Raw genomic sequence first — 21,288 nt, 5'->3', positions numbered from 1 at the left:
CCCCGCGCCGAGGAATGCTCCGCCATGCCGATCGCTCCGCACCGCCACGACCGCGCAGCGCGCCTGGGTACGATCGCCTTCGGTGGCGTGCTCGCGTTCGCGCTCGTCTGCTTCGTAGTGCAGTTCGCGCGCGGTGACCTCGACTGGACCACGGCGCCGCTGAGCTTCTACCTGGTCGGCGCGTACGGACCGGTCGTCAAGGCGGCCTATGTCGTGCTCGGCGCGGCGCTCGTCGCGCTCGGCTTCGGTTTCCGCACCGCGCGCGTGCCCGAGCGCGCGCGGATCGCGCCGGCGCTGTTCGCGCTCGGTGGCTTCGCGCTCGTGGTAACCGCGTTCGCCGAATCGGCGACGCGGTCCGGGACGGCTTCGCTCGAGGCGCGCATCCACGGTTTCGCCGCGATGACCGCGTTCCTCTCGGTCACGCTCGCGATGCTCTGGCAATCGCTGCGCCTGCGCCGGGACGTAGACTGGCGCGCGCGCTTCCCGACCGCGCTGCCGCTCGCCGTGCTCGCTTTCCTCGCACTGCTCGCGCATGCGGTGCTGCGCGTCGGCCCGCGCGGCGTCAGCCAGAAGGCGGTGATCGTGTTGATCCTCGCCTGGCTCGCGATCGGCGCGTGGCGCTTGCGCACGGCGCCCACGCGCTCCGCGTCCGTCAACGCAGCGTGAGCACGTAGACCGGCAGGTTCGAGAACGATATCCCGGCCGCCGTCAGGTTGCAGAAGCGACCGACCACGGTGCCGTTGCTCGGCACGCCGAGCGGCTGCACGAGCACCCCGCCCGGCAGGCTGGCTCCGGCCTGCACGTTGAAGATCACCATGTCGCCCGCCTGCGCGCCGGAGACGCCGAGGTTGGCGTCGGCGCACACGTGCGCGCCGAGCGAGATCGAGATGGATCCGGCGGAGTAGCCGCCGGCGATCTTGCCGCGCGTGACGCTGTCGTTGGCGATCTTCGTGGTGCCGACGCTGCCGTCGGCGAGATCTGCGCTGGCGATCGCACCGTCGGCGATCTTCGAGGAGGTGACCGCGTTCGACGCGAGCTCGCCGTTGCCGACCGCGGAGAACGCGATCTTGCTGCTCGTGACGCTGGCGTCCGCGATTTTCGAGCTCGTGACCGCTGCGGCGCCGATCTTCGCATTGGTGACGGCGCCGCTCGCGATGCTCGGGCTCGGATACGCGCCGGCGAGGTCGCCGCCTGCGGGCCCGGTGCTGCCGCTCAGCGTGAACTGGGCGACCGGTGTCGTCGCGACCGGCTGCCGCGGCAGCATCGGCACGCCTTCGACCGACACCTGCAGATAGAGCTGCGTGCCCGCGAACGCGCCGGGGAAGCCGAGCGAGACGCTGAACAGGCCGTCGTCGACGGGATAGTCGGGTTCGTCGATCGCGACGCCGACCTGGTTGCCGCCGCTCGCCGCGTCGAACAGCGCGAAGGCAAGATCGAAGCTGCCGTTCGCCGGGGCGCCGTTTTCCTGCAGGCGGCCCTGGTAGACGAAATCGGGAAGCTGCGGATCGGCGAACGCGGCCGTCGCGAACGTAAACGGCAGGACGAGCAGCGCTCGCCGAAGCAGCGTTTGCAGGTGACGCGGTGGGCGATTCATCACTGGCACCCCTCGAAGCCGGTACGGAACACGGAGTCGCGCTGGGCGCTGCCTGCGCCGGCCCAATAACCAGCGCGCAACGTGTAGCCGGCATTGGCGGAAACGCCGGCCGCGGTCTCGCCGATGCTGCCTTCGAGCGTGCGGCAGCCGCCCGGCGAATGGCTGATGCCGCCTCCGCCCGCGATCGCGTGCGCGACGAGCTGGTGCGCGGCGGCGACGCCGCACGATGCGAGCAGCGCGAGCAGTGCGAGCGCGACGCAGGCGCGTCGGCGCCGGTGCGCGGGCAGGGTGTTCGTACCGCAGTCGCTCTTCATCGCGCGTCTCCGCCGGCTCGGGTTTTCGTCGGCGACGAAGTGCCGGCCGCCCATGCGAACCACGCTAGTCGCACGCGCACGGCGGCGCCAATGAAACGTTGGCATCGCGCGATGCACGCGGTTTATCGCGATAAGCGCGCGTGATGCGACCATTCCCGCGGGCTATGGCCGCGCGAGTGGTCGGACTCCTGGCTGCTATGATCGGCCCATTCAACGGCGGATTCGGCGATATGCTACGTGTGTTGGTAGCAGCACTGGTCTTGATCCCATGCCCGGTCGCACCCGCCCAAAACCTACTCGCGAATTCCGATTTCGCGATGTCGCTTGATGGCTGGAATGTTTCCACGACCGACGGGAGCACGGTCGTGTGGGAGGCGGGTCCGGGTCATCCGACGGCAGGTTCCGCTGCTTTCCAGACTCCGACCGGCTCCGCCAGCCTCGATCAATGCGTGCCTTACTCCGGCATCGACCTCGAGGCGAATGTATTCGTTCGCCTCGAAGACCAGCACTTCCTGAATTTCATTCAGTACGGCCTGATCCGTTCGGAATTCTATTCCGACGAAGATTGCGCGACGCAACCGTTCTATTCGAATACCGTCATCGACGGGCCGTGGGACTTCAGCGGCTGGTTGACGTTGCGGTCGCGATATCCTTTCGGTGACCCCACCGCGCACAGCGTTCGCTTCAGCATCGGTTTCGACAGTTACATTGCCGGTGGCGCATACGTGGATCACGCGGAGCTGGTACCCGCGGGATCCTTGGATCCGCTGAGTTCGCCGCCGGCCAATCGCGTGGAAAATGCCGATTTCGACGCCTTCTTTTCCCCGTGGCGGATATCGAGGTCCGGCAATGGTGGCGTGCTGTACGACGGTACCGACGGATACCCGTCGCCGGGGTCGATGGCCCTTTCCGTGACGGGGGCAGGCGACCAGGCCTCGATTGCCGAATGCGTGGTCATCGCGAGTCCTGAAATCGATGTCGAGTGGCTCACGCAGCGTTCGATCGGCAGCGACGATCCGCTCCTCACGCTGGCGTACTTCGACAACGAACACTGCACGGGAAGCATGCTCGGAACCGAAGCAGTGGCTGCGCAGATCGTCGTCGGCGAGTGGGACCAGCATTCGCTTCTGAATCATGCGTTGCCAGTGGCCACCAGAGCCGTGTCGATGACTTTTTCGTATGCGACTTCCGGATCGCCGAAGGCGGCGCTGGTGGACCATGTATCGATGCAGGCGAGCGTAGCGGGCGACGACGTGTTCGTGGATGGGTTCGACTGACCCCAGCGCGTCGCTCCGCATGCATCGGCGGACGCGTTTCACGGCGCCGCGTGGATGCGGCGCGTGCTATCGTGTCGGTGGCGTCGCAAGCCGCCTCCGGGTCCGCGGGAAGGGTTGAACCCACTTGTGTTTGCTGGCCATCCACGACCTTTGTGCAGCCGGGATTGCGGACCTTCGGCATCCATGCATGGAGGTTGTCATGAAAAGCCTGCCGCAACGGCCGGATCTCGATCAGCTCAAGAAGCAAGCGAAGGAACTTCTCGTCGCGTACCGCTCGGGTGAGCGCGATGCGCTCGAACGGCTGCGTGCGTCGTTGCCCGCGGCGCACGGCCGCGACGACGCGGCGATCGCCGCGCTCGGCCTGCGCCTGCACGACGCGCAATCGTGCCTCGCGCGCGAATACGGTTTCGCGTCGTGGGCACAACTCAAGCAGTTCGTCGAAACGCAGGCGGTCGATCTCGACGCGGCCGAGCGGCTGCGCCGCTGGAAGGCCTGGGCGTTCGGCGGCGGTTTCCAGTCCGCGCGCCCGCAGCTCGCCGCGCGCCTGCTGCGCGAGCATCCGCGCATGCTCGATGCCGAGCCCGTGCTCGCCTGCGCGATCGGCGACGTCGCGACCGTGCGCGCGCGCCTAGCGGCGGACTCGGGCTGGGTCGATGCGCGCGGCGAGGGCTGGACGCGCACGCCGCTCGTCGCGGCCTGCTTCTCCGCGTTCGTGCGACTGCCGGAATTCGCCGCGGGCGTGCGCGAGGTCGTCGCGCTGCTGCTCGCCGCGGGCGCGAATCCGGACGACGCGACCGAGGATGCGGAATTTCCGGGCGACCCGCTCAGCGTGCTGTATGCCGCCGCGGGACGCAATCACGACGTCGCGCTGACGCGCATGCTGCTCGACGCGGGCGCGAACCCCGACGACAACGAGTCGCTCTACCACGCGGTCGAAGGCGCCGACATCGAGTGCGTGCGCCTGCTGCTCGCCGCCGGCGCGCGCGTGAGCGGCACCAACGCAATGGGACACGTGCTCGATTACGAGCGGCCCGACTACCTGCGCCTGCTGCTCGCGCACGGCGGCGATCCGAACGAGCGCGGCGGCGACGGACCGCTGCCGCACGCGTTGCGGCGGCGACGTTCGGCCGCGATCGTGAAGATCCTGCTCGACGCCGGCGCCGATCCGAACGCGCGCAACGCGCACGGCGCGACCGCGCTGAAGATCGCCGCGCACATGGGCATGACCGACGTCGTCGCGCTGCTGAGGGAGGCGGGTGCCGTCGACGACGCGCCGGCCGACGAACGCGAACGCTTCGTCGTCGCCTGCGCGAGTGGAGACCGCGAAACCGCGGCATCGATCCGCGCGCGCCACCCCGACATCGTTGACAAGCTCGACGAGATGCAGTTGCGCCTGCTGCCCGAACTCGCCGCGAGCGGTGCCGACGACGGCGTGCGTGTCATGGTCGAGTTCGGCTGGCCGGTCGCGGTGCGCGGCGGCGACATCGGCGGCAGCGCGCTCAACTGGGCCGTGTTCCGCGGCGACAGCGCGCTCGCCGCCTTCCTGCTCGCCCACGGCGCGCGCTACGACGAACGCCACAACTACAACGACAACGTCTACGGCACGCTCAGCTTCGCCTCGCTCAACCTGGCGGACGAGAAGCCGGGCGACTGGCTCGGCTGTGCCCGGGCGCTCATCGCGGGCGGCTCGCCGATCCCCGATCCGCGCTATGCGTTCGCCGAAGACGTCGCGGCGTACTTCGACGAACTGCGATCGCGATGAGTCGCGACTTCGCACCCGCCGTATCGCCCGGCGGGTGCGATGCTTCGCTTCGCTCAGGACACACGCCCTTCGCGCCGGGCTCGCTTGACGCGGTACATCGCCGCGTCGGCGGTCATGAGCAGCACGTCGGGATCGGTGACCGCGGGATCGGCGGCGATGACGCCGATGCTCGGGCCGCTGTAGTCGATCGCGCCGGCGTCGCCGAGGTCGAAGCGGCGTGTCGTCGCCGCCTGCAGGCGGTGGTGCAACGCGTCGACCGCGGCTTGCGGGGGATCGCTCTCGTGCGGTCCGCCGGCGAGCACGACGAACTCGTCGCCGCCGAGGCGCGCGCACAGGTCGCCGGCGCGCAAGGTTGCCACCAGCGCGTTGCCGATGTCGTGCAGGAAACGGTCGCCGGCATCGTGGCCGTAGCGGTCGTTGATCGCCTTGAAGCCGTCGAGATCGACGAAAGCGATCAGCAGCGAATGATGCTCGCGATCGGCCTGCGCGACGCGGCGCCGCAGGTCGGCCATGAGGGCGCGGCGATTGGGCAGGCCGGTCAGCGGATCGAGCAGCGCGCTCGTCGCGAGCGCGTCGTTGGCGACGCGCAGCGACTGCACGAGGCGTTCGCGCTCGACCTGCTGGCCGATCAGGCGCGAGAACATCTGCAGCACGCGCTCGGCGCCGCCGGCGAGCGGCTTGCGCTCGTCGCTCGCCGCGCAGAGCGTGCCGTACAGCGCGCCGTCGTCGGTGCGGATCGGCGTGCTCGTGTAGGTCGCGATGCCGAGCGCCCGCGCGGCGTCGGAGTCGCCCCAGCACGCGGCGACGTCGTCGGTGTAGGTGCGGCCTTCCTCGAGCGCGCGCTTGCACAGCGTGTCCTCCCACGGCACCGACAGGCCCTCAGGGATCTGCAGCCGGCGCGAGTTGCGCGCGAACAGCACGTGTTGCAGGCCGGCAGGCTCGTCGATCGCGGTCACGTAGGCGGATTCGAGCCCGGTGACGGCCTGCAGCATTTCGAGCAGCGGCCGCACGAGTTCCTCGAGCGAACGTGCGGCGACGATCGAGTCGCTGAGGCGACCGACGAAATCGGCGGAAGGAGAGAGTACGGTCGTCATGCGCCAATGATCGCGGATGCGTCGATCGCAGACCATGCCAGAATGGTGCCATGAGGGATTTTCCTTCGCCGACGCCTCGCCCGACGCCGGCGGTCGAACGGTACGCCGGATGCGTCCGCCGATCCACGATGTGGCCGCATGATGCGCCGTCGCGCGCTCTCCGGAGGCATGCATGGACGAGAAGATCGTAGTCGTCGGAGCCGGAGCCGCGGGCTTGGCCGCCGCGGCCGTGCTGCGCGGACGCGGCCTCGACCCGCTCGTGCTCGAGCAGGACACGGCGATCGGCGGCACCTGGGCGCGCCGCTACGATCGGCTGCACCTGCACACCGTGCGCGACCATTCCGGCCTGCCCGGCTATCCGATACCGCGCGAGCACGGGCGCTACCTCTCGCGCGACGCCTATGCGGGATACCTGCAGGATTACGCGCGCCATCATGGCGTGCGCGTGCGCACGCTGACGCCGGTGTCGGCGTTGCGCCGGTCCGGCGCGCGCTGGGACGTGGACGGTGCGGACGCGCGCTGGCGCGCGCGCGTGGTCGTCGTCGCGACCGGGCAATACCGCGTGCCAGTGGTGCCGGCACTGCCCGGGCGCGAGCTGTTCACGGGCGACCTCGTGCATTCGGTCGACTACCGTAATGCGACCGGCTACGCCGGCCGGCGCGTGCTCGTCGTCGGCGCCGGCAACAGCGGCGCCGAGATCGCGACCGATCTCGCCGAGCACGGCGCCGCGTTCGTCGCGCTCGCGATCCGCACGCCGCCGCCGGTCGTGCCGCGCGATCCGTTCGGCCAGCCGGTGCAGAAGACCGGCATGTTGCTGAGCCGGCTGCCGCCGGCGATCGCCGACCGGCTCGCGCGCCTGACCGCGCGACTCGTACTCGGCGACCTCGCGCGCCACGGCTATCCGCGACCCGCGTGGTGGCCGTATTCGAGCCGGCGCGTACCGATCATCGACGTCGGCTTCGTCGCGGCGCTGAAGCGCGGCACGGTGCAGGTACGCCCCGCGCTCGAACGGCTCACGGTCGGCGGCGCGGTCTACGCCGACGGGCGCAGCGAACCGTTCGACGCGATCCTGATGGCGACCGGCTTCACGAGCGGCCTCGACGCGCTGATCGAGGCCGATGGCGTACTGGATGCCGTGCACGACCCGCTGGCACGGTCGGGCGAACCGACCGTGCTGCCCGGGCTCTACTTCAATGGCTACGTACACAGCCTGCGCGGCCATCTGTTCGAAGCGGGGCGTTCGGCGCGCGTGCTCGCCGACAACGTCGCCGATTACCTCGCGCGCACGGCCTGATCGGGTCGCGCCGGATCAATCGCGATCGGGCGCGCCGAGCGGGAAGTACGGCCGGAACGGACGCGCTTCGTCGACCGCGCGCGCGAACGATGGCCGCGCGAGCAGGCGGCGCCGGTACGCGCTCACGTTCGGGAAGCGGTCGCCGAGCGGCTGGGTCCAGTCGGCGTAGAACAGGAACGGCGCCGCGCCGCAGTCGGCGAGGCTGAACGCGTCGCCGGCGGCCCAGGTGCGTGTTTCCATGTGGCGTTCGAGCCAGGCGTAGGCGGTGTCGAGCATCGCGCGCGCCTCGGCGACACCGTAGGGATCGCGATCGGCTTCCGGCCGCAGGCGGTCGAACACGACCTTCTGCTGCGGCGTCGACACGTAGTTGTCGAAGAAGCGGTCGAGCGCGCGCACGTCGAGCGCGGCTTCGCGATCGAGCGGCACGAGCCGCACCGGGCCCGGGTGGTGGAGCGCGAGGTGCTCGATGATCGTCGTCGCTTCGACGATCGTGCGGCCGTCGTCGACAAGCACGGGGAAGCGCCGCATCGGCCACAGGCGCGCGAGTTCGGCGCGGTGCTCCTCGCTTTCGAGGCTGCGGTATTCGAACGGGATGTCGTTTTCGTAGAAGGCGACGAGCGCCTTCTGCGAGTACGAGGAGAACGGGTGGGCGTAGAGCGCGAGGCGGGACGACATGGCGGGTTCCGGTGGGAGTTCGCTCGTTCGACGAACGGGAGTACCGGAGATCGACACGGCGGGGGGGCTCGCCGCTACGCAGGCGCGCGGATAGGCCGGACGCGCACCGCGCGGCCGGCGAACGCGGCGCGCGGCGAGAAGCGCCCGCCGACCTGCGGTCGTCCGGCCTACGAACGGCGAATGCCGGCCATGCTGCTCAGTTCTGGATGTGGACCTGGATCGGGTAATACGCGCCCGACAGCTGCGCCGCGTCCCACAGATAGGTCTCGTCGCCGTAGCTGGGATGGCTCTTGAGGCCGGACGGGGAGGTCGCCTGCACGAACAGCTCGTAGTCGCCGTCCGCGAATGCGCGGCTGTCGAAGCTGCGCAGGTAGCGCCCTTGCGGCGCGGGGACGTCGCGGCCGGTATCGAGCGCGAGCACGCGCGTGCTCGTGCCGGCGTCGCCGCCGCTCGGGCGCAGGAACACCTCGATGGTCGCGATGCCGGTGGTGCCGCCCGTGCTCCACACTTCGGTGCTCTGCACCGGGAACACCATGAGCTCGGGCGCCCAGTTCGCGTAGCTGTGGTTGCCGACGACGAGGTTGAGCGGCACCACGCCGGATACGGCGATGCGCGCGGGTGGGTCGGCGGTGAGGCGATGCGAATCACCGACCTGGGTATCGCCGATCTGCTCGAAGCGAGCGGGCAGGCCGAGGCGCGGCAGTTCGCTGTGCAGCGGGAAGTGGTGGATCGCCGCCGGTGGCGTGTAGGCCGGAGCACTGCCGGGCGGGTAGGCGACCTCGACGTGCACGTCGAGGATGCCGGTGTTCTCGGCGAAGAACTGGAACGTGTTGTCGCCGACGACGAGCGGCGACGCACCGCCATGGACGAGCGTGCCGAGCGGGACCTGCACCGTGTAGGGAATTCCCCAAGTGAGCAGGCCCGGATCGCTCGGCACACTGTTGTTGTCGCGTTGCGGCAGCGCGTAGGTCGCGCTGCCGTTGAGCGTGACATGGTCGCCCGGCACGAGCGTGAAGTTGGAGAAATCGCCCATCTGGTAGGTGAGCACGAGCGTCGCCTGCGCGGTGGCGCCGGCGACGGTCGGGCGCAGGTCGTCGGGGATCTTCACGGTGAAGCTCGGGAAGTCGCCGTTGCCGCGGTTGGCCTTGCGATAGTCGGTGCCCTCGATGCGCGTGACGTAGTTGTGCACCTCGCGCGGGTCCACGTCGGGGCCGTCGAAGCCGAAATTGTCCCAGTGCACGAGGTAGTACGGCACCGCGTCCTTCGGCGTGTTGTAGCCGAACGCGATCCACAGCGGCTCGTAGTCGCCCGGCGCGAGCGCGTACGGCGCGTAGCTCGCGTCGATGACGCTGCGGCCGTCGATGAGCACTTCGATGCCGTCGGTGCCGACGCGCGCCTCGAACGAGCGGCGCACGTTCGACACCGCCTGGCGACCCGCGTCCTCCATGTCCACCGAGGCGACCTGGTGCGATGCGCCGTCCATGCCGATGATGTTCACGCTGAAGGTCTGGAACTGCGAGCGCAGGCGCAGGGTGCCCGCGGGCAGGCCGGTGGTGCCGTCCATGTCGAAGAAGTCGATGTGCGCGGTGAGGTCGGTGCGCACCGGGTTGAGGTCGAGGTACCAGACCGAGCGTGGGCTGAGCGGGCCGTCCATGTCGAACACGATGCGGCGGCGCACGCCGTTCTCGATGCGCACGGGCTTGCGGAAACGCTGCGAGGTCTGCGAGCGGTCGCCGGTGTTGTCGACGCGCGTGCCGTGCAGCGTGTGCGCGTGGTACTGGTCGTTGACGAAGAACAGGTTGAAGCGTGCGTCGGTCGAGGTGACCGTGGCGTTGTTCCAGAGCGTCTCGTCGGCCGGACCGAGCGGCAGGTTGAAGTCGTCGAAATGGGTCATCGACGCGCGCAGCGCGTCGACGCGCGTCGCGTCGCCGCCGTCGAAGTCGAGGTCGCGCGGCAGGCTGATGATCTCGCCGAGGGCGTCGATGCGTTGCACGCGCACGTGGTACGGCGAACCGTTCAGCAGCGGCTGCAGCTGCACGCGGCGGTTGCCGGTGACGAGCCAGCGCACGGTTGCGGCGCTCGCCTTCGCGTGCGCGCCGTCGAGGCAGCCGAGGCTGCCGTCGTGCTTCGCATCCGGTCGCGGCAGCAGCGGCGCGGCGGTCCCGGCCGGCCACCAGCTGACGAGGAAGCCGGCGGCGTCGTGGCCGCTGCCGTCCATCGTCCACCACTGGCCCCAGGCGTTCTCGCCGTCGTAGTCCATCTCGAGCGTCGCCACGCGGTCGTCGCGCAGGATCGTCACGGCCGGCGGCGGTTCGAGCGGCTCGAAGCCGTCGCGGAACACGGACTCCGCGGTAGCGTGCGTGGTCCATGCCGCCGCGGCGGCGAGCAGGGCATGCAGCCCACGACGCACCGTCCGCGAGGCGGACGGAAGAACGCGATGCAGGGTCATCGACGTACTCCGGCGAGCGGTGCGCGCATTGTGCGCGCTGCGGCGCGCATTTCCGGGCGCTGCGTCACAGCGATGGAGCGCCGAGCGCGGACGTGGCAGGCTGCAAGCATGAAGCGCGCCACGCGACCCACCCTGCGAGCCGCCGCGCGACGGACGTGGAGCCTGCTGTTCGCCGGCGTTGCCGCCGTCGCCGGGGACAGCGCCAGCGCGTACGACGGCCGCGAGGTGTCCGTCGTCACCCTCAACCTCTGGCACGACGCCGGCGACTGGCCGCGCCGCGCTGCGCTCATCGTGCGCACGCTGCGCACGTTGCGGCCCGACGTGATCGCGTTGCAGGAAGTCCTGCAGGACCGCGGGTTGCCGAACCAGGCGAAGACGATCGCCGACGCCCTCGGCTTTCGCTACGTGTTCGCCTCGGTCGATGCCGCCGACAAGCCGCGTCGCTACGGCAACGCGATCCTCACGCGCCACCGCATCCTCGCGCAAGGATGGAAAGCGCTCGCGCCGCTCGACGACTACCGCGTCGCCCTACACCTGCGCATCGCGGTCGACGGCGAGCCGCTCGAGGTGTACGCGACGCACCTGCACTGGACGCCGGAGGGCGGCGCGATCCGTCGTGCGCAGGTCGAGGACCTCGAAGCCTACATCGCGGTCGCTTCCGCGCCGGGAGCGCCGACCGTCGTCGCGGGGGACTTCAATGCGCCGGCGAATGCGCCGGAATTCGCGCCGTTGCTCGCCCGCCTGCGTGACGCCTACGACGTGCTGCACGCGGACGCGGCACAGGACGATGCGGGGCACAGCACGCTCAACCTCGCGTTCTACGCCCCGTTGCGGATCGACCACGTGCTGTACGATCCGCGGGCCTGGACGCCGCTGTCGGCGACGCGACTGTTCGACCGGCCCGCCGCCGACGGCACCTGGGCCTCCGACCACTACGGCGTACGGGCGGTGCTCCGGCGGCGGCCATGAGGCTCGCACCGGGGTTGCATTCAGTGAAGTCACCCCGGCAAAGTGTAGGATGACCACAATGGACGATTAAGGGGATCGTCCATTGCTACAGGGGTGATACAAAATGAATCTGGGTCGACTCGATGCCGCGGCCGATGCCGCGGCTTGGTATGCGAGCCGTCCATGGACGGCGCGGTATCCCGACAACCTGCCTCGCGACATCCGCGTGGGGCCCGACGAAACGATGCTCGCACTGCTGCAGGATGCGTGTGCGCGCCATGCCGATCTCGTCGCGTTCGAACTCGATGGGAAAACGCTGACGTACGCCGACTGGGCGCGGCAGGCGGACGCGCTCGCGCGCTTCTTCGTGCACGAATGGAAGCTCGAGCCCGGCGACCGCGTGCTGTTCCTGCTGCCGAACGTGCCCGCGTTCCCGATCGCGCTGCTCGCCGCGTGGACCGCCGGCGTCGCGGTCATGCCGGTGTACATCGCGGCGACGTCGCAGGAAATGGAGGGGCCGATCCGCGCGATCGCGCCGAAGGCGGTGGTCGGCCTCGACGTGCTGATGCCGACGTTGCGCGCAGCGCGCGGCAGCGAGGCGATGAAGCAGCTCGTGGTGACCGTCGCGCCGGACCTGTTCGGGGTCGCCGCGCCGGCGCCGGCGGACGCGGTCGCATTCGACGCGGCGCTCGCGCGCGGCATGCGCCTGCCGCCGGTGCAGCGCGACGTGCACGCGAACGACCTCGCGCTGATGTCGTACACCGGCGGCACCACGGGCGTGTCGAAGGCCGTGCGCACGACGCACGCGAACATGCGCGCGGGCATCGAGATCCTGCGCCTGACCATGGAAGAGCACACCTGCCGTGCCGGCGGCCTCGTCGCGAGCGTGCATCCGTTCTCGCACGCGGCCGGCATGTCGGTGAATCTGCTGCAGTACTCGAGCCGCGGCGTGACGCAGCTGCTGTTCCCGCGCATGATCGACGCCGAGCGCGTCGTCGCCGGCTGGCGCGGGCGGCCGATCAACTCGATCCTCGCCGGGCCCGCGTTCCACAACCGCCTGATGGCGACGCCCGGCTTCGCCGAGCTCGACTTCTCGGCGTTGCGCTCGGGCCTCGTCGGCGGCATGCCGCTGCGCGCGGACATCCGCGACCGCTTCGAGCAGATCACCGGCAAGCCGCTGCTGCAGGGCTACGGCCTCACCGAGACCTCGGTGCCGATCGCCGGCGAACTCGGCTTCGAACGCCGCCTCGGCAGCGTCGGTTTCCCGTTCCCGTCGGTCGAGGTCACGATGCGCGATCCGGACGCGCCCGACCTGGGCGCCGTCGCGCCGGGGCGGATCGGCGAGGTCTGGCTGCGTGGCCTGTTCATGATGGCCGGCTACGATCAGCGGCCCGACGAGAATGCGCGCGCGATCACCGCGGACGGCTGGTTCCGCACCGGCGATCTCGGCCGCATGGAGCCGGACGGCGCGTTGTACCTGCTCGGGCGCATCAAGGACATGATCAACGTCGACGGCGCCAACGTGTATCCGGCCGCGATCGAGGACGTCGTCGGCGCGCATCCGGGCATCGCCGACGTCTGCGCGGTGGGCATGCCGGACGAGGAGGACGGCGAGCGCGTGCGCCTGTTCATCGTCAGGCGCGACCCATCGCTCGACGAAGACGCGGTGCGCGCGTGGTGCCTCGAGAAGCTGTCGCACTTCAAGCAGCCCAAGCGCGTCGAATTCCTCGATGCGCTGCCGCGTTCGGCGGTCGACAAGCTGCTCCGGCGCGAGCTCGCCGAACGCCCGTTGTAGCGATCCGTGCGGGCGAACCGGCATCGCGGCCGGTTCGCCCCGTTCGCCTAGTGGAATGAGCCGAGTGCATTCCACTCGGCGAGGCGGTCGCGCGTGTCGCGCGCGCGCGGTTCGGTCGCCTGCCATTCGGAGATGCGCTGCGGATCGAGCGGCAGGCCGAATGCGTCGACGAACTGGCCGCGGCGATACGTCGCCGACTGCCATGCGCCGCTGCCGATCCTCACCTGCACGTCCTGGCCTTCTTCGGGAGTGTTCATTGCGTCCTCCGGTTCGTCCGGCGACGCGCCTCTCGCCGCGCGGTCGCCGCCGGCCGCGGGCGGGTGCCCGCGGCCTTACGATCATGTTCGTACATCAGTGCGCGATGGGTGTTGCAACAAATGCGATCCTGCTGCCGTCCGCGGCGGTCGCGCGCCCGGTGATCACGCCGGCATCGTTGATGTCGTCGGCGAGGTTGAGCGTGCCCTGGAAGCCGTTGCTGCGGTCGACGAGGCCGTCGAGGTTGGCGATCCGGCCGTTGTGCCAGATCCACGGATGGAAGACCGCGCCGTCGTTGGAATAGCCGACGACCTGGCCGCGCAGGTTGATGCCGGTCGCGATCGCCGCGATGTCGCCGGGCAGGAGGTCGATCCATTTCCAGCCGGCCGTGCGCGACCAGCTGAACGCGCGCGTGAAGTTGCCGTCGAAGTCGTCGGGCACGCCGGCGAAACCGGCGACGTCGCCGCGCTCGGTCAGCGCCATCGGCGTGTTCCAGTACGGCGCACCGTTCGGGTTGTCGATGCGGATGAGGCGGCCGTTCTCCCACATCACCGCGTGGCGCGCGCTCGAGCGGCCGACCGCCTGGTCGCAGATGCCGGAGATGCCGACGATCTGGCCGCGGTCGTTGATCGCGGTGGCCGAACCGGACGTATCGCCGTCGACGAGCGGCAGCGCGTGCGGCCGATGGTCGGGGCCCCATACGACTGGGCGGAACTGCTGCACCTGCGGCGCGAGGCAATCGCCGTCGGCGACGCCGTTCTCGGCCCAGCCGACCGTCTGTCCCCAGCCGTTGGTGCCGGTCGCGAAGCTGTTGTTGCCGCCCGCCAGCGGCGGGAGGTCGTGCATGCGGCCGAACGCCCAGACGAACCCGTGGCAGGCGTGTCCGCCCGGATTGGCGAGGAAGCCGCCGGCCGAGCAACTCCAGCCCTGCCCACCGTTCGGATCGAGGTCGTCGACGAGCGAGATGCCCGAGACCAGGCCGAGCAGGTTCTTGCTCGGCCACGGCACCGAGCTCGCGAGATCGGGCGCACCGCCGAGCGTGCCGAGGTCGAGCTTGCGGCCGAACGCCCACGCGGCCGCATGGCGCTGTCCGTTCGACGCGTTGGAATACCCGGCCACGAGGCCGAGGTCGTTGATGCTCTTGCCGCGGCTGTTCGCGGCGACGTTGCCGTCGAGCGCGGGCAGCACGGTGACGCGATAGTGCACCGTCGCGGCGGCGGCGAACGCCACCGGCGCGGTGATGCCGAGTGCCGCGACGAGCGCGAATGTGATCTGGCGCATGGGTCTCTCCGAAGGACGTCACCGTTCGTGACGACGCCAGCGTCGCCGCTGCGCCGGCGCGCCGGGAGGCCCACTTTCGCCACGTGAGCTGGTCCGGTTCGCGGTGCGCGCGCTCAGTCGTGCCCGAGCCGCGCATTCGCCGGCGCGCGGCGCAGGTACTGGCCGGTGTGGTAGCTGCGGTAGCGGCAGACGTCGAAATTACGCTGGATGAGCACGCGGCCGTCGCGGAAGGTGCTGCGCAGGTCGCGCACGCAGTCGCCGCGGATCGCGACGGTGGTCGAGTCGCCGCCGCCCCGCAACGGCGCGTCGCCGAGTTCGACCGCGCGCCAGTCGTCGCTGCCGGCCGCGGCGACCGCGAATGCGGTCAGGCTCGACGGCGCCGTGTTGACGAGGTCGAGGTAGTGCATGTCCCCCGCAGCGGCCGCTCGTCCGGCGAGTCCGCCGGCGAGCAGCAGGGTGATCAGGATCGCTGTACGCATGGGTCCTCCGCATGCCGGCGTGCGATCGCCGTGATCGCTTCGTCGCCGGTGCGGCGGATTGGACGCTGCGCTCTGCACTCAGGCGGCGCCTGCGGGACGAATCGTCTTGCGACGCGGACGAATCGTAGCCGTGACGATCGGAGCTTCCCGCCGCACGCCGGCCGCGCCTAGGATGATCGCGACGACGCTGCCGACGACGCGATGAAGATCCGCCTGCTCGATACCGAAATCGGCTTCTGGCGCTACCTCGGCCTGTGGACCGGTGTCGTGCTGCTGTTCGCCGTGCAGGGCTACCTCCACGATTCGCTGGACGGCCGCACCTGGTCGATGTTCGACTACCTGCGCTGGTCGATGATCCAGTGGTACAGCTGGGCCGCGCTCGCGCCGCTCGTGTTCCGCCTCGCCGAGCGCTATCCGGTTTCGCCGCCGACCTGGGCGAACCTGCGCATGCAGGCCGTGGCGGCGTGCGCAGTCACTTCGATCGCGATCATCGCGGGCGCGCTGGTGTCGCACCTGTTCGAGCCGGGCACGTTCGGCCAGCAGGTCGACCAGTTCGTCGGCCAGCACGTCGCGATCGGCCTGCTCACCTACGCCGCACTGCTCACCTTGCACGAGGCGATGCGCCACTACCGCGAGAAGACGCGCCGCGAGATCGAGGCGAGTCGCCTCGCCACCGAACTCGCGCACTCGCGCCTGCAAGTGCTCAGGACGCAGCTGCAACCGCATTTCCTGTTCAACACGCTGCACGCGATCGTGACCCTGCTGCAGGAAGACACCGCGTCGGCGGAGGACATGCTGCTGCGCCTGAGCGAGCTGCTACGCGCGTTCCTCGAGGAGCAGGAAGGCCAGGAAATCCCGCTGCAACGCGAACTCGAGCTGCTCGACCTCTACCTCGGCATCCAGCGCATGCGCTTCAAGGATCGCCTGAGCACGCGCGTGTACGTCGACCCGGGCACGCTCGACTGCGCGGTGCCGGCGCTGATCCTCCAGCCGATCGTCGAGAACGCGATCCGCCACGGCATCGGCAAGCACGTCGGCGTCGACTGCGTCGAGATCGAGAGCCGCCGCGAGGGCGATTTCGTCTGCCTCGAAGTGCGCAACAGCAACAGCCTGCTCGACGGCGCGGCGAAGGAGATCGGACGGCGCGGCATCGGCCTGTCGAACACGCGCCTGCGCCTGCACGAGCTGTACGGCGACGCGGCGGAGATCCGCCTCGACAGCCTGTGGCCCAAGGGCGTCGCCTGTCGCATCCGCCTGCCACTGCGTCGGCTCGACCTGCCCGACATGGACGATGCCGCATGAGCATCGCGGCCCTCGTCGTCGACGATGAGCCGATCGCGCGCCACGCGATCGTGCGCCTGCTGCGCGAGGACGGCGACGTCGAAGTGCTCGGTGAATGTGGCGACGGTGCGTCGGCGCTCGCGGCGATCCGCGAGCATTCGCCCGACCTCGTCTTCCTCGACATCCAGATGCCGGCGATGAACGGCATCGACGTGGTCGCCGCGATCGGCGCCGAGCGCATGCCCGCGACCGTGTTCGTGACCGCGTACGAGCAGTACGCGGTGCGCGCGTTCGAGGCGAACGCGGTCGACTACCTGGTCAAGCCGTTCAGCCGCGAGCGTTTCCTCGCGACCCTGCGCCGCGTGAAGGCGCGCCTGGCGGCGGCCACGCCGCGGCCCGCGCCGTCGCACGAACTGCTGCAGGCGCTCGACGCGTTGCGCCGGCGCGAGGACTGGCTCGAGCGCATTCCCGTGCGCGTCGACGAGCACGTCGTCCTCGTGCCGGTCGACGACATCGTCTGGATCAAGGCGAGTCGCAACACGGTGCAGTTGCACCTGGCCGATCGCAGCCACGAATTGCGCGAGACGATGGCGAATCTCGCCGCGCGCCTCGATCCGCGCCATTTCGCGCGCGTGCACCGCTCGGCGATCGTCAACGTGCGACGCGTGCAGGCGATCCACCCGTGGTTCAACGGCCACCACGTCGTCGTCATGGATACCGGGCAGCGGCTGCGCATGAGCCGCTACCAGCACGAGAGCTTCCTTCGGCTCGCGACCACGCGCACGACCGCGAGCGACGATCCGCCGGCGGCGGACTAGCGGCCGAGCGCGTCGCGGCGCGCGCGCAGGAAGCGTCGCACCGCCTCGTCGGTTTCCAGTGCGATCGCCATGTCGCAGGCTGCGCATGCTTCCTCGTTCTCGCCGCTGCGCGCGAGCAGATCCGCGCGTGCAGCCCAGTACGGCTGGTAGCCGGCGATGCGCGCGTCGGCGGCCGAATCGGGCAAGGCGGCGAGGCCGGCGGTCGGGCCGTGCACGTCGGCGACCGCGAGCGCGCGGTTGATCGCGGCGACCGGCGACGGCGCGAGCATCGCGAGCGCATCGTGCAACTGCAGGATCGCCGCCGCGTTGTCGCAGGCACGGCGGCGCCGCTCGACGTGCGCGGACTGCAGCGCCGCCTCGAGCTGGAAGCGGCCGATCCGGCGCAGCGTACTCGCGCGGCGCAGCAGCGCCTCGGCTTCGGCGGTCATCGGCGCGTCCCAGTGCGCGACGTCCTGCGCGTGCAGCGGCACGTAGTCGCCGTCGGCGGAGCGGCGCGCTGCGCGGCGCGCATGCGCGTGCAGCATGCAGGCGAGCAGGCCGAGTGCTTCGGCGTCGCCGGGCAGCAGTTCGACGACGACGCGCGCGAGGAAGATTGCCTCGTCGGCGAGGTCGCGCCGCGTCGCGTCGCTGCCGGTCGGCTCGCACCAGCCGTCGGTGAACGCGGCGTAGATCGCCGCGAGCACCGCGTCGAGGCGTGCCGGCAATTCGGTCCGTTCGGGAATGCGCAGCGGGATGCCGGCCTCGCGGATCTTCTCCTTCGCGCGACCGAGGCGCTTGCCCATCGCCGCAGCCGAGGTGAGGAACGCGGCCGCGATGCGCTTCGCGTCGAGCCCGAGCACGGTCTGCAGCATCAGCGGCGCGCGCACGCCCGCGTCGATCGCCGGATGCGCGCAGGCGAACAGCAGCGCGAGCCGCTGGTCGGGGATCGGCGCCTCGTCGTGGGCATCGACGACGTGTTCGGCGAGCTGCTGCAGTTCGGCGAGTACGGCATCGCCGACCTGGCGGCGCCGCGCGCCGTCGACGAGGCGGCGGCGCGCGACCGTGAGCAGCCACGCTTCGGGATTGGCCGGGCAGCCACGATGCGGCCATTCGGCGAGCGCCGTGGCGAACGCGTCCGACAGCGCGTCCTCGGCTGCGGCGACGTCGCGCGTGCGCACCGCGAGGAACGCGACGAGCCGGCCGTAGCTACGCGCGGCGACGGCCTCGGCCGTCGCTCGCGCCGCCGTGCCGGCGATGGCGGTGTCGCCTACTTCTCCCACACCGGACGCACTTCGATCGTGCCGTGGCCCGCGCCCGGGCAGCGCGCCGCCCAGGCGAGCGCGGCGTCGAGATCGGGTGCCTCGATGAGGTAGTAGCCGCCGATCTGCTCGCGCGCTTCGGCGTACGGGCCGTCCTGCACGAGCGGCTTGCCGTCGACCAGGCGCACCGTCGTGGCGGTGTCCGAGTCCTGCAGGCGATTCGAGCCGACGAGCGCGCCGGCTTTCGACAGCGCCGCGGTGTAGGCCGTGTACGCGGCCATCCCGGCCTGTTGTTCGGCCGGGCTCATCCGGCCCCAGCCGCTTTCGTCCGCGTAGAGCATGAGCAGGTACTGCATGGAGGGTCTCCTGGGGTCGACGGCAATGGCGCCGCCGCTACGATGTCGATCGGGCGTGCTGCATTCGGACATCGACCGCCGGTTCCGCGTGCGGGACGTCGGTGCGTGCCTGCGGCCGCGTGGCGGTCGCACCAGCATAGCGCGCGCAGCGAGGCGCCCGCGCGGCGGCTTGAAGTACAGTGGCGCAACCCCACGTCGAAAGTGTCGGGAGTCGTCCATGTCGCCGCCGCTGGTCTCGTCGCTCGCCACCCTGCCGGACTTCCTCGCCTACTTCGCCTCGGCGATCGCCTTCGCCGCGCTGTTCGTGGTCGTGTACGCCTGGACCACGCCGCAGCGCGAACTCGCGCTGATCCGCGCGAACACGCTCGCTGCGGCGATCTCGTTCGGCGGCGCGTTCATCGGCTTCGTGATCCCGCTCGCGTCGGCGATCGCGCATTCGGTCGGGTTGCTCGACTGCGCGGTCTGGAGCGCGATCGCACTGGTGGTGCAACTGCTCGCGTTCCTCGTCGCACGCGTGCTGCTGCCGGACCTGCCGGCGCGCATCGCGCGCGACGAACGCGCGGCCGCGACGCTCGTCGCGACGCTGTCGATCGGCGTCGGCATCCTCGACGCCGCCTGCATGACCTGGTGAGGTCCGGATGAAACGTTCCCGTCGACTCGCCCTGATCGCGATCGGCCAGATGCCGGTACTGCTCGCCGGCTGCGCCGAGGAGGAGAAGTTGCGCCAAGGCTTCTACACGAGCATCGAAGCCTGCCGCAGCGACGGCAACAGCGCCGAGGTCTGCGACAAGGCGCTCAAGGCCGCGGCCGACGCGCATGCGAATGCGTCGCCGAAATACGCGAGCCGCGAGCAGTGCGTGCAGGACTACGGCGATCTCTGCACCGAGCGCGCGCAGGGCGGTGGCGTCTGGATGCCGCTGATGGCGGGCTTCATGCTCTCGCAGATGCTCGGTGCGAATCGCTCGCCAGCCTACGTCGACGCCAATCCGGTCTATCGCGATCGCGCGGGGCGCTACAACGAGCGGTTCTGCGATCGCGGCGACGTCGGCTGCGGGAGCAGCAGCGGTGGCGCAAGCTACGGCGGGTGGCGCCAGCGCCCGGTCGACATCGCGCCGAACCGCGCGATCACGACGACGCGTGCGGGCTTCGGCAGGAGTTCGTCGGAGCGCAGCGGCTGGGGCCGCTCGTTCGGCGGCTAGGGATTCCATGCGTCGCATTCCGATCGCCGAGCGCAGCGACTGGCGCGCGAGCGCCGAACGGCTCGGCTTCCATTTCCACACGGTCGACGGAGCGCCGTACTGGGACGAGCGTGCGTACTACGCGTTCACGCTCGAGCAGGTCGAGCGCGATCTCGAAACACCGACGCTCGAGCTGCACGAGATGGCGATGGGCCTCGTCGGCGAGATCGTCGCGAGCGAGTTCCTCATGCACCGGCTCGGCATCCCCGAACACTACCGCGACTGGATCGCTCGTGCGTGGCGCGAGGGTTCACCGCACCTGTATGGGCGCATGGACCTCGCCTACGACGGCCGCGCGCCGGCGAAGCTCTACGAGCTCAACTACGACACGCCGACCTCGCTCTACGAGGCCGCGTTCTTCCAGTGGCTCTGGCTCGAGGAGCAGATCGACCGCGGCGTGCTGCCGCGCGACGCGGACCAGTACAACCTGATCCAGGAAAACCTCGTCGAGACGATCGCGACGATCGCGCCGCTCCTGCCGCGTCCGTTGTATTTCTCCGCGGTGCGCGATTCGCCCGAGGACCAGGGCACGGTCGCCTATCTCGCCGACTGCGCGGAGCAGGCCGGCCTGGCGACGCGGCGCATCGCGATCGAGGACATCGGGCTCGGCGCGGACGGTCGCTACACCGACCTCGACGACGCGCCGATCGGCACGCTGTTCAAGCTCTATCCGCTCGAGTTCATGTTCGCCGATGCCTTCGGCGAGGCGCTGCCGACGGCGCGCGTCGTGCTGCTCGAGCCGCCGTGGAAGGCGGTGCTCAGCAACAAGGGCATCCTGCCGCTGCTATGGGAGCGCCATCGCGGCCATCCGAACCTGCTGCCCGCGTTCTTCGACGATCGCCCGGACCTTGCGCTGCCCGCGGGCTGGGTGCGCAAGCCGCTGCTCTCGCGCGAGGGGGCGAACATCGAGGTGCACGCCGGTGCGGGCGAGCGGTGGCATTCGGATGGGCCGTACGGCGATGCGCCCTGCATCCGCCAGGCGTTCCATCCGCTCGCGAGATTCGACCGCGGCTATCCGCTGGTCGGCAGCTGGGTCGTCGGCGATCGCGCGAGCGGTATCGGCCTGCGCGAGGACGACTCGCTGATCACGCGCGACAGCGCGCGCTTCGTCCCGCACGCGATCCTCTAGCGTCGTCCCGA

21 protein-coding genes are annotated in these 21,288 nt (G+C 70.3%); 11 read left to right on the top strand and 10 right to left on the bottom strand.

Annotated elements, in window-relative coordinates; genetic code table 11:
- Positions 1–24: 24 nt before the first annotated feature.
- Positions 25–666 carry a DUF998 domain-containing protein gene (locus FHW12_RS04115; protein ID WP_182529694.1) on the top strand — a complete coding sequence of 214 codons (642 nt, stop codon included), beginning with the start codon at positions 25–27 and terminating at the stop codon, positions 664–666.
- On the opposite strand, the gene FHW12_RS04110 is transcribed toward FHW12_RS04115, so the two are convergent.
- Together FHW12_RS04110 and FHW12_RS04105 are read right to left on the bottom strand one after the other, a co-directional pair.
- Positions 653–1,594, bottom strand: a complete 942-nt coding sequence (locus FHW12_RS04110) for a hypothetical protein (protein ID WP_182529693.1) — start codon at positions 1,592–1,594, stop codon at positions 653–655. The two genes, FHW12_RS04115 and FHW12_RS04110, sit on opposite strands and share 14 nt — an antisense overlap.
- Positions 1,594–1,908 (bottom strand): hypothetical protein, encoded by a 315-nt coding sequence (locus tag FHW12_RS04105; RefSeq protein WP_182529692.1) that lies wholly within the window; start codon positions 1,906–1,908, stop codon positions 1,594–1,596. The genes FHW12_RS04110 and FHW12_RS04105 overlap by 1 nt, the downstream gene beginning before the upstream one ends.
- A gap of 197 nt (positions 1,909–2,105) precedes the next feature.
- Between FHW12_RS04105 and FHW12_RS04100 the strand changes: the two genes are divergently transcribed.
- Both FHW12_RS04100 and FHW12_RS04095 read left to right on the top strand, forming a co-directional pair.
- Positions 2,106–3,185, top strand: coding sequence for a hypothetical protein (locus FHW12_RS04100; protein WP_182529691.1), 1,080 nt, complete (start codon positions 2,106–2,108; stop codon positions 3,183–3,185).
- Between the two features lie 199 nt (positions 3,186–3,384).
- Entirely contained in the window at positions 3,385–4,947 is a 1,563-nt protein-coding gene (locus FHW12_RS04095; RefSeq protein ID WP_182529690.1) for an ankyrin repeat domain-containing protein, read from the top strand.
- A gap of 53 nt (positions 4,948–5,000) precedes the next feature.
- On the opposite strand, the gene FHW12_RS04090 is transcribed toward FHW12_RS04095, so the two are convergent.
- Positions 5,001–6,041, bottom strand: a complete 1,041-nt coding sequence (locus FHW12_RS04090) for a sensor domain-containing diguanylate cyclase (RefSeq protein WP_182529689.1) — start codon at positions 6,039–6,041, stop codon at positions 5,001–5,003.
- A 172-nt stretch (positions 6,042–6,213) separates the two neighbouring features.
- On the opposite strand from FHW12_RS04090, the gene FHW12_RS04085 reads away from it, so the two are divergent.
- Positions 6,214–7,335: a flavin-containing monooxygenase gene (locus tag FHW12_RS04085; RefSeq protein ID WP_182529688.1), complete on the top strand. Its 1,122-nt coding sequence runs from the start codon at positions 6,214–6,216 to the stop codon at positions 7,333–7,335.
- A 15-nt stretch (positions 7,336–7,350) separates the two neighbouring features.
- Here the strand turns inward: FHW12_RS04085 and FHW12_RS04080 are convergent, their stop codons facing one another.
- The gene (locus tag FHW12_RS04080) at positions 7,351–8,010 is read right to left on the bottom strand and encodes a glutathione S-transferase family protein (RefSeq protein ID WP_182529687.1); all 660 of its coding nucleotides are present in this window, start codon (positions 8,008–8,010) and stop codon (positions 7,351–7,353) included.
- Between the two features lie 196 nt (positions 8,011–8,206).
- Positions 8,207–10,459 carry a hypothetical protein gene (locus FHW12_RS04075; RefSeq protein ID WP_182529686.1) on the bottom strand — a complete coding sequence of 751 codons (2,253 nt, stop codon included), beginning with the start codon at positions 10,457–10,459 and terminating at the stop codon, positions 8,207–8,209.
- Positions 10,460–10,567: 108 nt separating this feature from the next.
- On the opposite strand from FHW12_RS04075, the gene FHW12_RS04070 reads away from it, so the two are divergent.
- Both FHW12_RS04070 and FHW12_RS04065 read left to right on the top strand, forming a co-directional pair.
- Entirely contained in the window at positions 10,568–11,428 is an 861-nt protein-coding gene (locus FHW12_RS04070) for an endonuclease/exonuclease/phosphatase family protein (RefSeq protein WP_182529685.1), read from the top strand.
- Positions 11,429–11,531: 103 nt separating this feature from the next.
- Positions 11,532–13,202 carry an AMP-binding protein gene (locus tag FHW12_RS04065; protein WP_182529684.1) on the top strand — a complete coding sequence of 557 codons (1,671 nt, stop codon included), beginning with the start codon at positions 11,532–11,534 and terminating at the stop codon, positions 13,200–13,202.
- A gap of 47 nt (positions 13,203–13,249) precedes the next feature.
- Here the strand turns inward: FHW12_RS04065 and FHW12_RS04060 are convergent, their stop codons facing one another.
- The 3 genes from FHW12_RS04060 to FHW12_RS04050 all read right to left on the bottom strand — a co-directional run bounded on the left by FHW12_RS04060 (position 13,250) and on the right by FHW12_RS04050 (position 15,217).
- Positions 13,250–13,459 carry a hypothetical protein gene (locus FHW12_RS04060; RefSeq protein ID WP_182529683.1) on the bottom strand — a complete coding sequence of 70 codons (210 nt, stop codon included), beginning with the start codon at positions 13,457–13,459 and terminating at the stop codon, positions 13,250–13,252.
- Positions 13,460–13,553: 94 nt separating this feature from the next.
- A complete protein-coding gene (locus tag FHW12_RS04055) occupies positions 13,554–14,738 on the bottom strand; it encodes a hypothetical protein (protein WP_182529682.1) in 1,185 nt (394 codons plus the stop codon).
- Positions 14,739–14,851: 113 nt separating this feature from the next.
- On the bottom strand, positions 14,852–15,217 hold the full coding sequence (locus tag FHW12_RS04050) for a hypothetical protein (RefSeq protein ID WP_182529681.1): 366 nt from the start codon (positions 15,215–15,217) through the stop codon (positions 14,852–14,854).
- A 201-nt stretch (positions 15,218–15,418) separates the two neighbouring features.
- On the opposite strand from FHW12_RS04050, the gene FHW12_RS04045 reads away from it, so the two are divergent.
- Together FHW12_RS04045 and FHW12_RS04040 are read left to right on the top strand one after the other, a co-directional pair.
- Positions 15,419–16,519 (top strand): sensor histidine kinase, encoded by a 1,101-nt coding sequence (locus tag FHW12_RS04045; RefSeq protein ID WP_182529680.1) that lies wholly within the window; start codon positions 15,419–15,421, stop codon positions 16,517–16,519.
- The gene (locus FHW12_RS04040; protein ID WP_182529679.1) at positions 16,516–17,316 is read left to right on the top strand and encodes a LytR/AlgR family response regulator transcription factor; all 801 of its coding nucleotides are present in this window, start codon (positions 16,516–16,518) and stop codon (positions 17,314–17,316) included. The genes FHW12_RS04045 and FHW12_RS04040 overlap by 4 nt, the downstream gene beginning before the upstream one ends.
- Here the strand turns inward: FHW12_RS04040 and FHW12_RS04035 are convergent.
- Positions 17,313–18,575 (bottom strand): RNA polymerase sigma factor, encoded by a 1,263-nt coding sequence (locus FHW12_RS04035; protein ID WP_310735131.1) that lies wholly within the window; start codon positions 18,573–18,575, stop codon positions 17,313–17,315. The genes FHW12_RS04040 and FHW12_RS04035 overlap by 4 nt on opposite strands.
- Positions 18,563–18,910, bottom strand: a complete 348-nt coding sequence (locus FHW12_RS04030) for a YciI family protein (RefSeq protein ID WP_182529678.1) — start codon at positions 18,908–18,910, stop codon at positions 18,563–18,565. Before FHW12_RS04030 ends, FHW12_RS04035 begins: the two co-directional genes overlap by 13 nt.
- 217 nt (positions 18,911–19,127) lie before the next feature.
- Between FHW12_RS04030 and FHW12_RS04025 the strand changes: the two genes are divergently transcribed.
- From FHW12_RS04025 to FHW12_RS04015, 3 genes are read left to right on the top strand one after another with little or no spacing between them, the layout of a single operon-like run.
- On the top strand, positions 19,128–19,541 hold the full coding sequence (locus tag FHW12_RS04025; RefSeq protein ID WP_182529677.1) for a DUF350 domain-containing protein: 414 nt from the start codon (positions 19,128–19,130) through the stop codon (positions 19,539–19,541).
- Positions 19,542–19,548: 7 nt separating this feature from the next.
- A complete protein-coding gene (locus FHW12_RS04020; protein WP_182529676.1) occupies positions 19,549–20,109 on the top strand; it encodes a DUF1190 domain-containing protein in 561 nt (186 codons plus the stop codon).
- Positions 20,110–20,116: 7 nt separating this feature from the next.
- On the top strand, positions 20,117–21,277 hold the full coding sequence (locus tag FHW12_RS04015) for a glutathionylspermidine synthase family protein (protein WP_182529675.1): 1,161 nt from the start codon (positions 20,117–20,119) through the stop codon (positions 21,275–21,277).
- The last annotated feature ends 11 nt before the right edge of the window (positions 21,278–21,288 follow it).

Source organism: Dokdonella fugitiva, assembly GCF_014138265.1.
Classification (GTDB): Bacteria; Pseudomonadota; Gammaproteobacteria; order Xanthomonadales; family Rhodanobacteraceae; genus Dokdonella_A; species Dokdonella_A fugitiva_A.
Note: the sequence above shows the minus strand (reverse complement) of the source record. Positions and strands in the feature narration are given on the sequence as shown.

Coding starts and splice junctions, on each gene's coding strand:
- FHW12_RS04115 (WP_182529694.1), top strand. CDS start 25: ATGCCGATCGCTCCGCACCGCCACGACCGCGCAGCGCGCCTGGGTACG.
- FHW12_RS04110 (WP_182529693.1), bottom strand. CDS start 1,594: ATGAATCGCCCACCGCGTCACCTGCAAACGCTGCTTCGGCGAGCGCTG.
- FHW12_RS04105 (WP_182529692.1), bottom strand. CDS start 1,908: ATGAAGAGCGACTGCGGTACGAACACCCTGCCCGCGCACCGGCGCCGA.
- FHW12_RS04100 (WP_182529691.1), top strand. CDS start 2,106: ATGATCGGCCCATTCAACGGCGGATTCGGCGATATGCTACGTGTGTTG.
- FHW12_RS04095 (WP_182529690.1), top strand. CDS start 3,385: ATGAAAAGCCTGCCGCAACGGCCGGATCTCGATCAGCTCAAGAAGCAA.
- FHW12_RS04090 (WP_182529689.1), bottom strand. CDS start 6,041: ATGACGACCGTACTCTCTCCTTCCGCCGATTTCGTCGGTCGCCTCAGC.
- FHW12_RS04085 (WP_182529688.1), top strand. CDS start 6,214: ATGGACGAGAAGATCGTAGTCGTCGGAGCCGGAGCCGCGGGCTTGGCC.
- FHW12_RS04080 (WP_182529687.1), bottom strand. CDS start 8,010: ATGTCGTCCCGCCTCGCGCTCTACGCCCACCCGTTCTCCTCGTACTCG.
- FHW12_RS04075 (WP_182529686.1), bottom strand. CDS start 10,459: ATGACCCTGCATCGCGTTCTTCCGTCCGCCTCGCGGACGGTGCGTCGT.
- FHW12_RS04070 (WP_182529685.1), top strand. CDS start 10,568: ATGAAGCGCGCCACGCGACCCACCCTGCGAGCCGCCGCGCGACGGACG.
- FHW12_RS04065 (WP_182529684.1), top strand. CDS start 11,532: ATGAATCTGGGTCGACTCGATGCCGCGGCCGATGCCGCGGCTTGGTAT.
- FHW12_RS04060 (WP_182529683.1), bottom strand. CDS start 13,459: ATGAACACTCCCGAAGAAGGCCAGGACGTGCAGGTGAGGATCGGCAGC.
- FHW12_RS04055 (WP_182529682.1), bottom strand. CDS start 14,738: ATGCGCCAGATCACATTCGCGCTCGTCGCGGCACTCGGCATCACCGCG.
- FHW12_RS04050 (WP_182529681.1), bottom strand. CDS start 15,217: ATGCGTACAGCGATCCTGATCACCCTGCTGCTCGCCGGCGGACTCGCC.
- FHW12_RS04045 (WP_182529680.1), top strand. CDS start 15,419: ATGAAGATCCGCCTGCTCGATACCGAAATCGGCTTCTGGCGCTACCTC.
- FHW12_RS04040 (WP_182529679.1), top strand. CDS start 16,516: ATGAGCATCGCGGCCCTCGTCGTCGACGATGAGCCGATCGCGCGCCAC.
- FHW12_RS04030 (WP_182529678.1), bottom strand. CDS start 18,910: ATGCAGTACCTGCTCATGCTCTACGCGGACGAAAGCGGCTGGGGCCGG.
- FHW12_RS04025 (WP_182529677.1), top strand. CDS start 19,128: ATGTCGCCGCCGCTGGTCTCGTCGCTCGCCACCCTGCCGGACTTCCTC.
- FHW12_RS04020 (WP_182529676.1), top strand. CDS start 19,549: ATGAAACGTTCCCGTCGACTCGCCCTGATCGCGATCGGCCAGATGCCG.
- FHW12_RS04015 (WP_182529675.1), top strand. CDS start 20,117: ATGCGTCGCATTCCGATCGCCGAGCGCAGCGACTGGCGCGCGAGCGCC.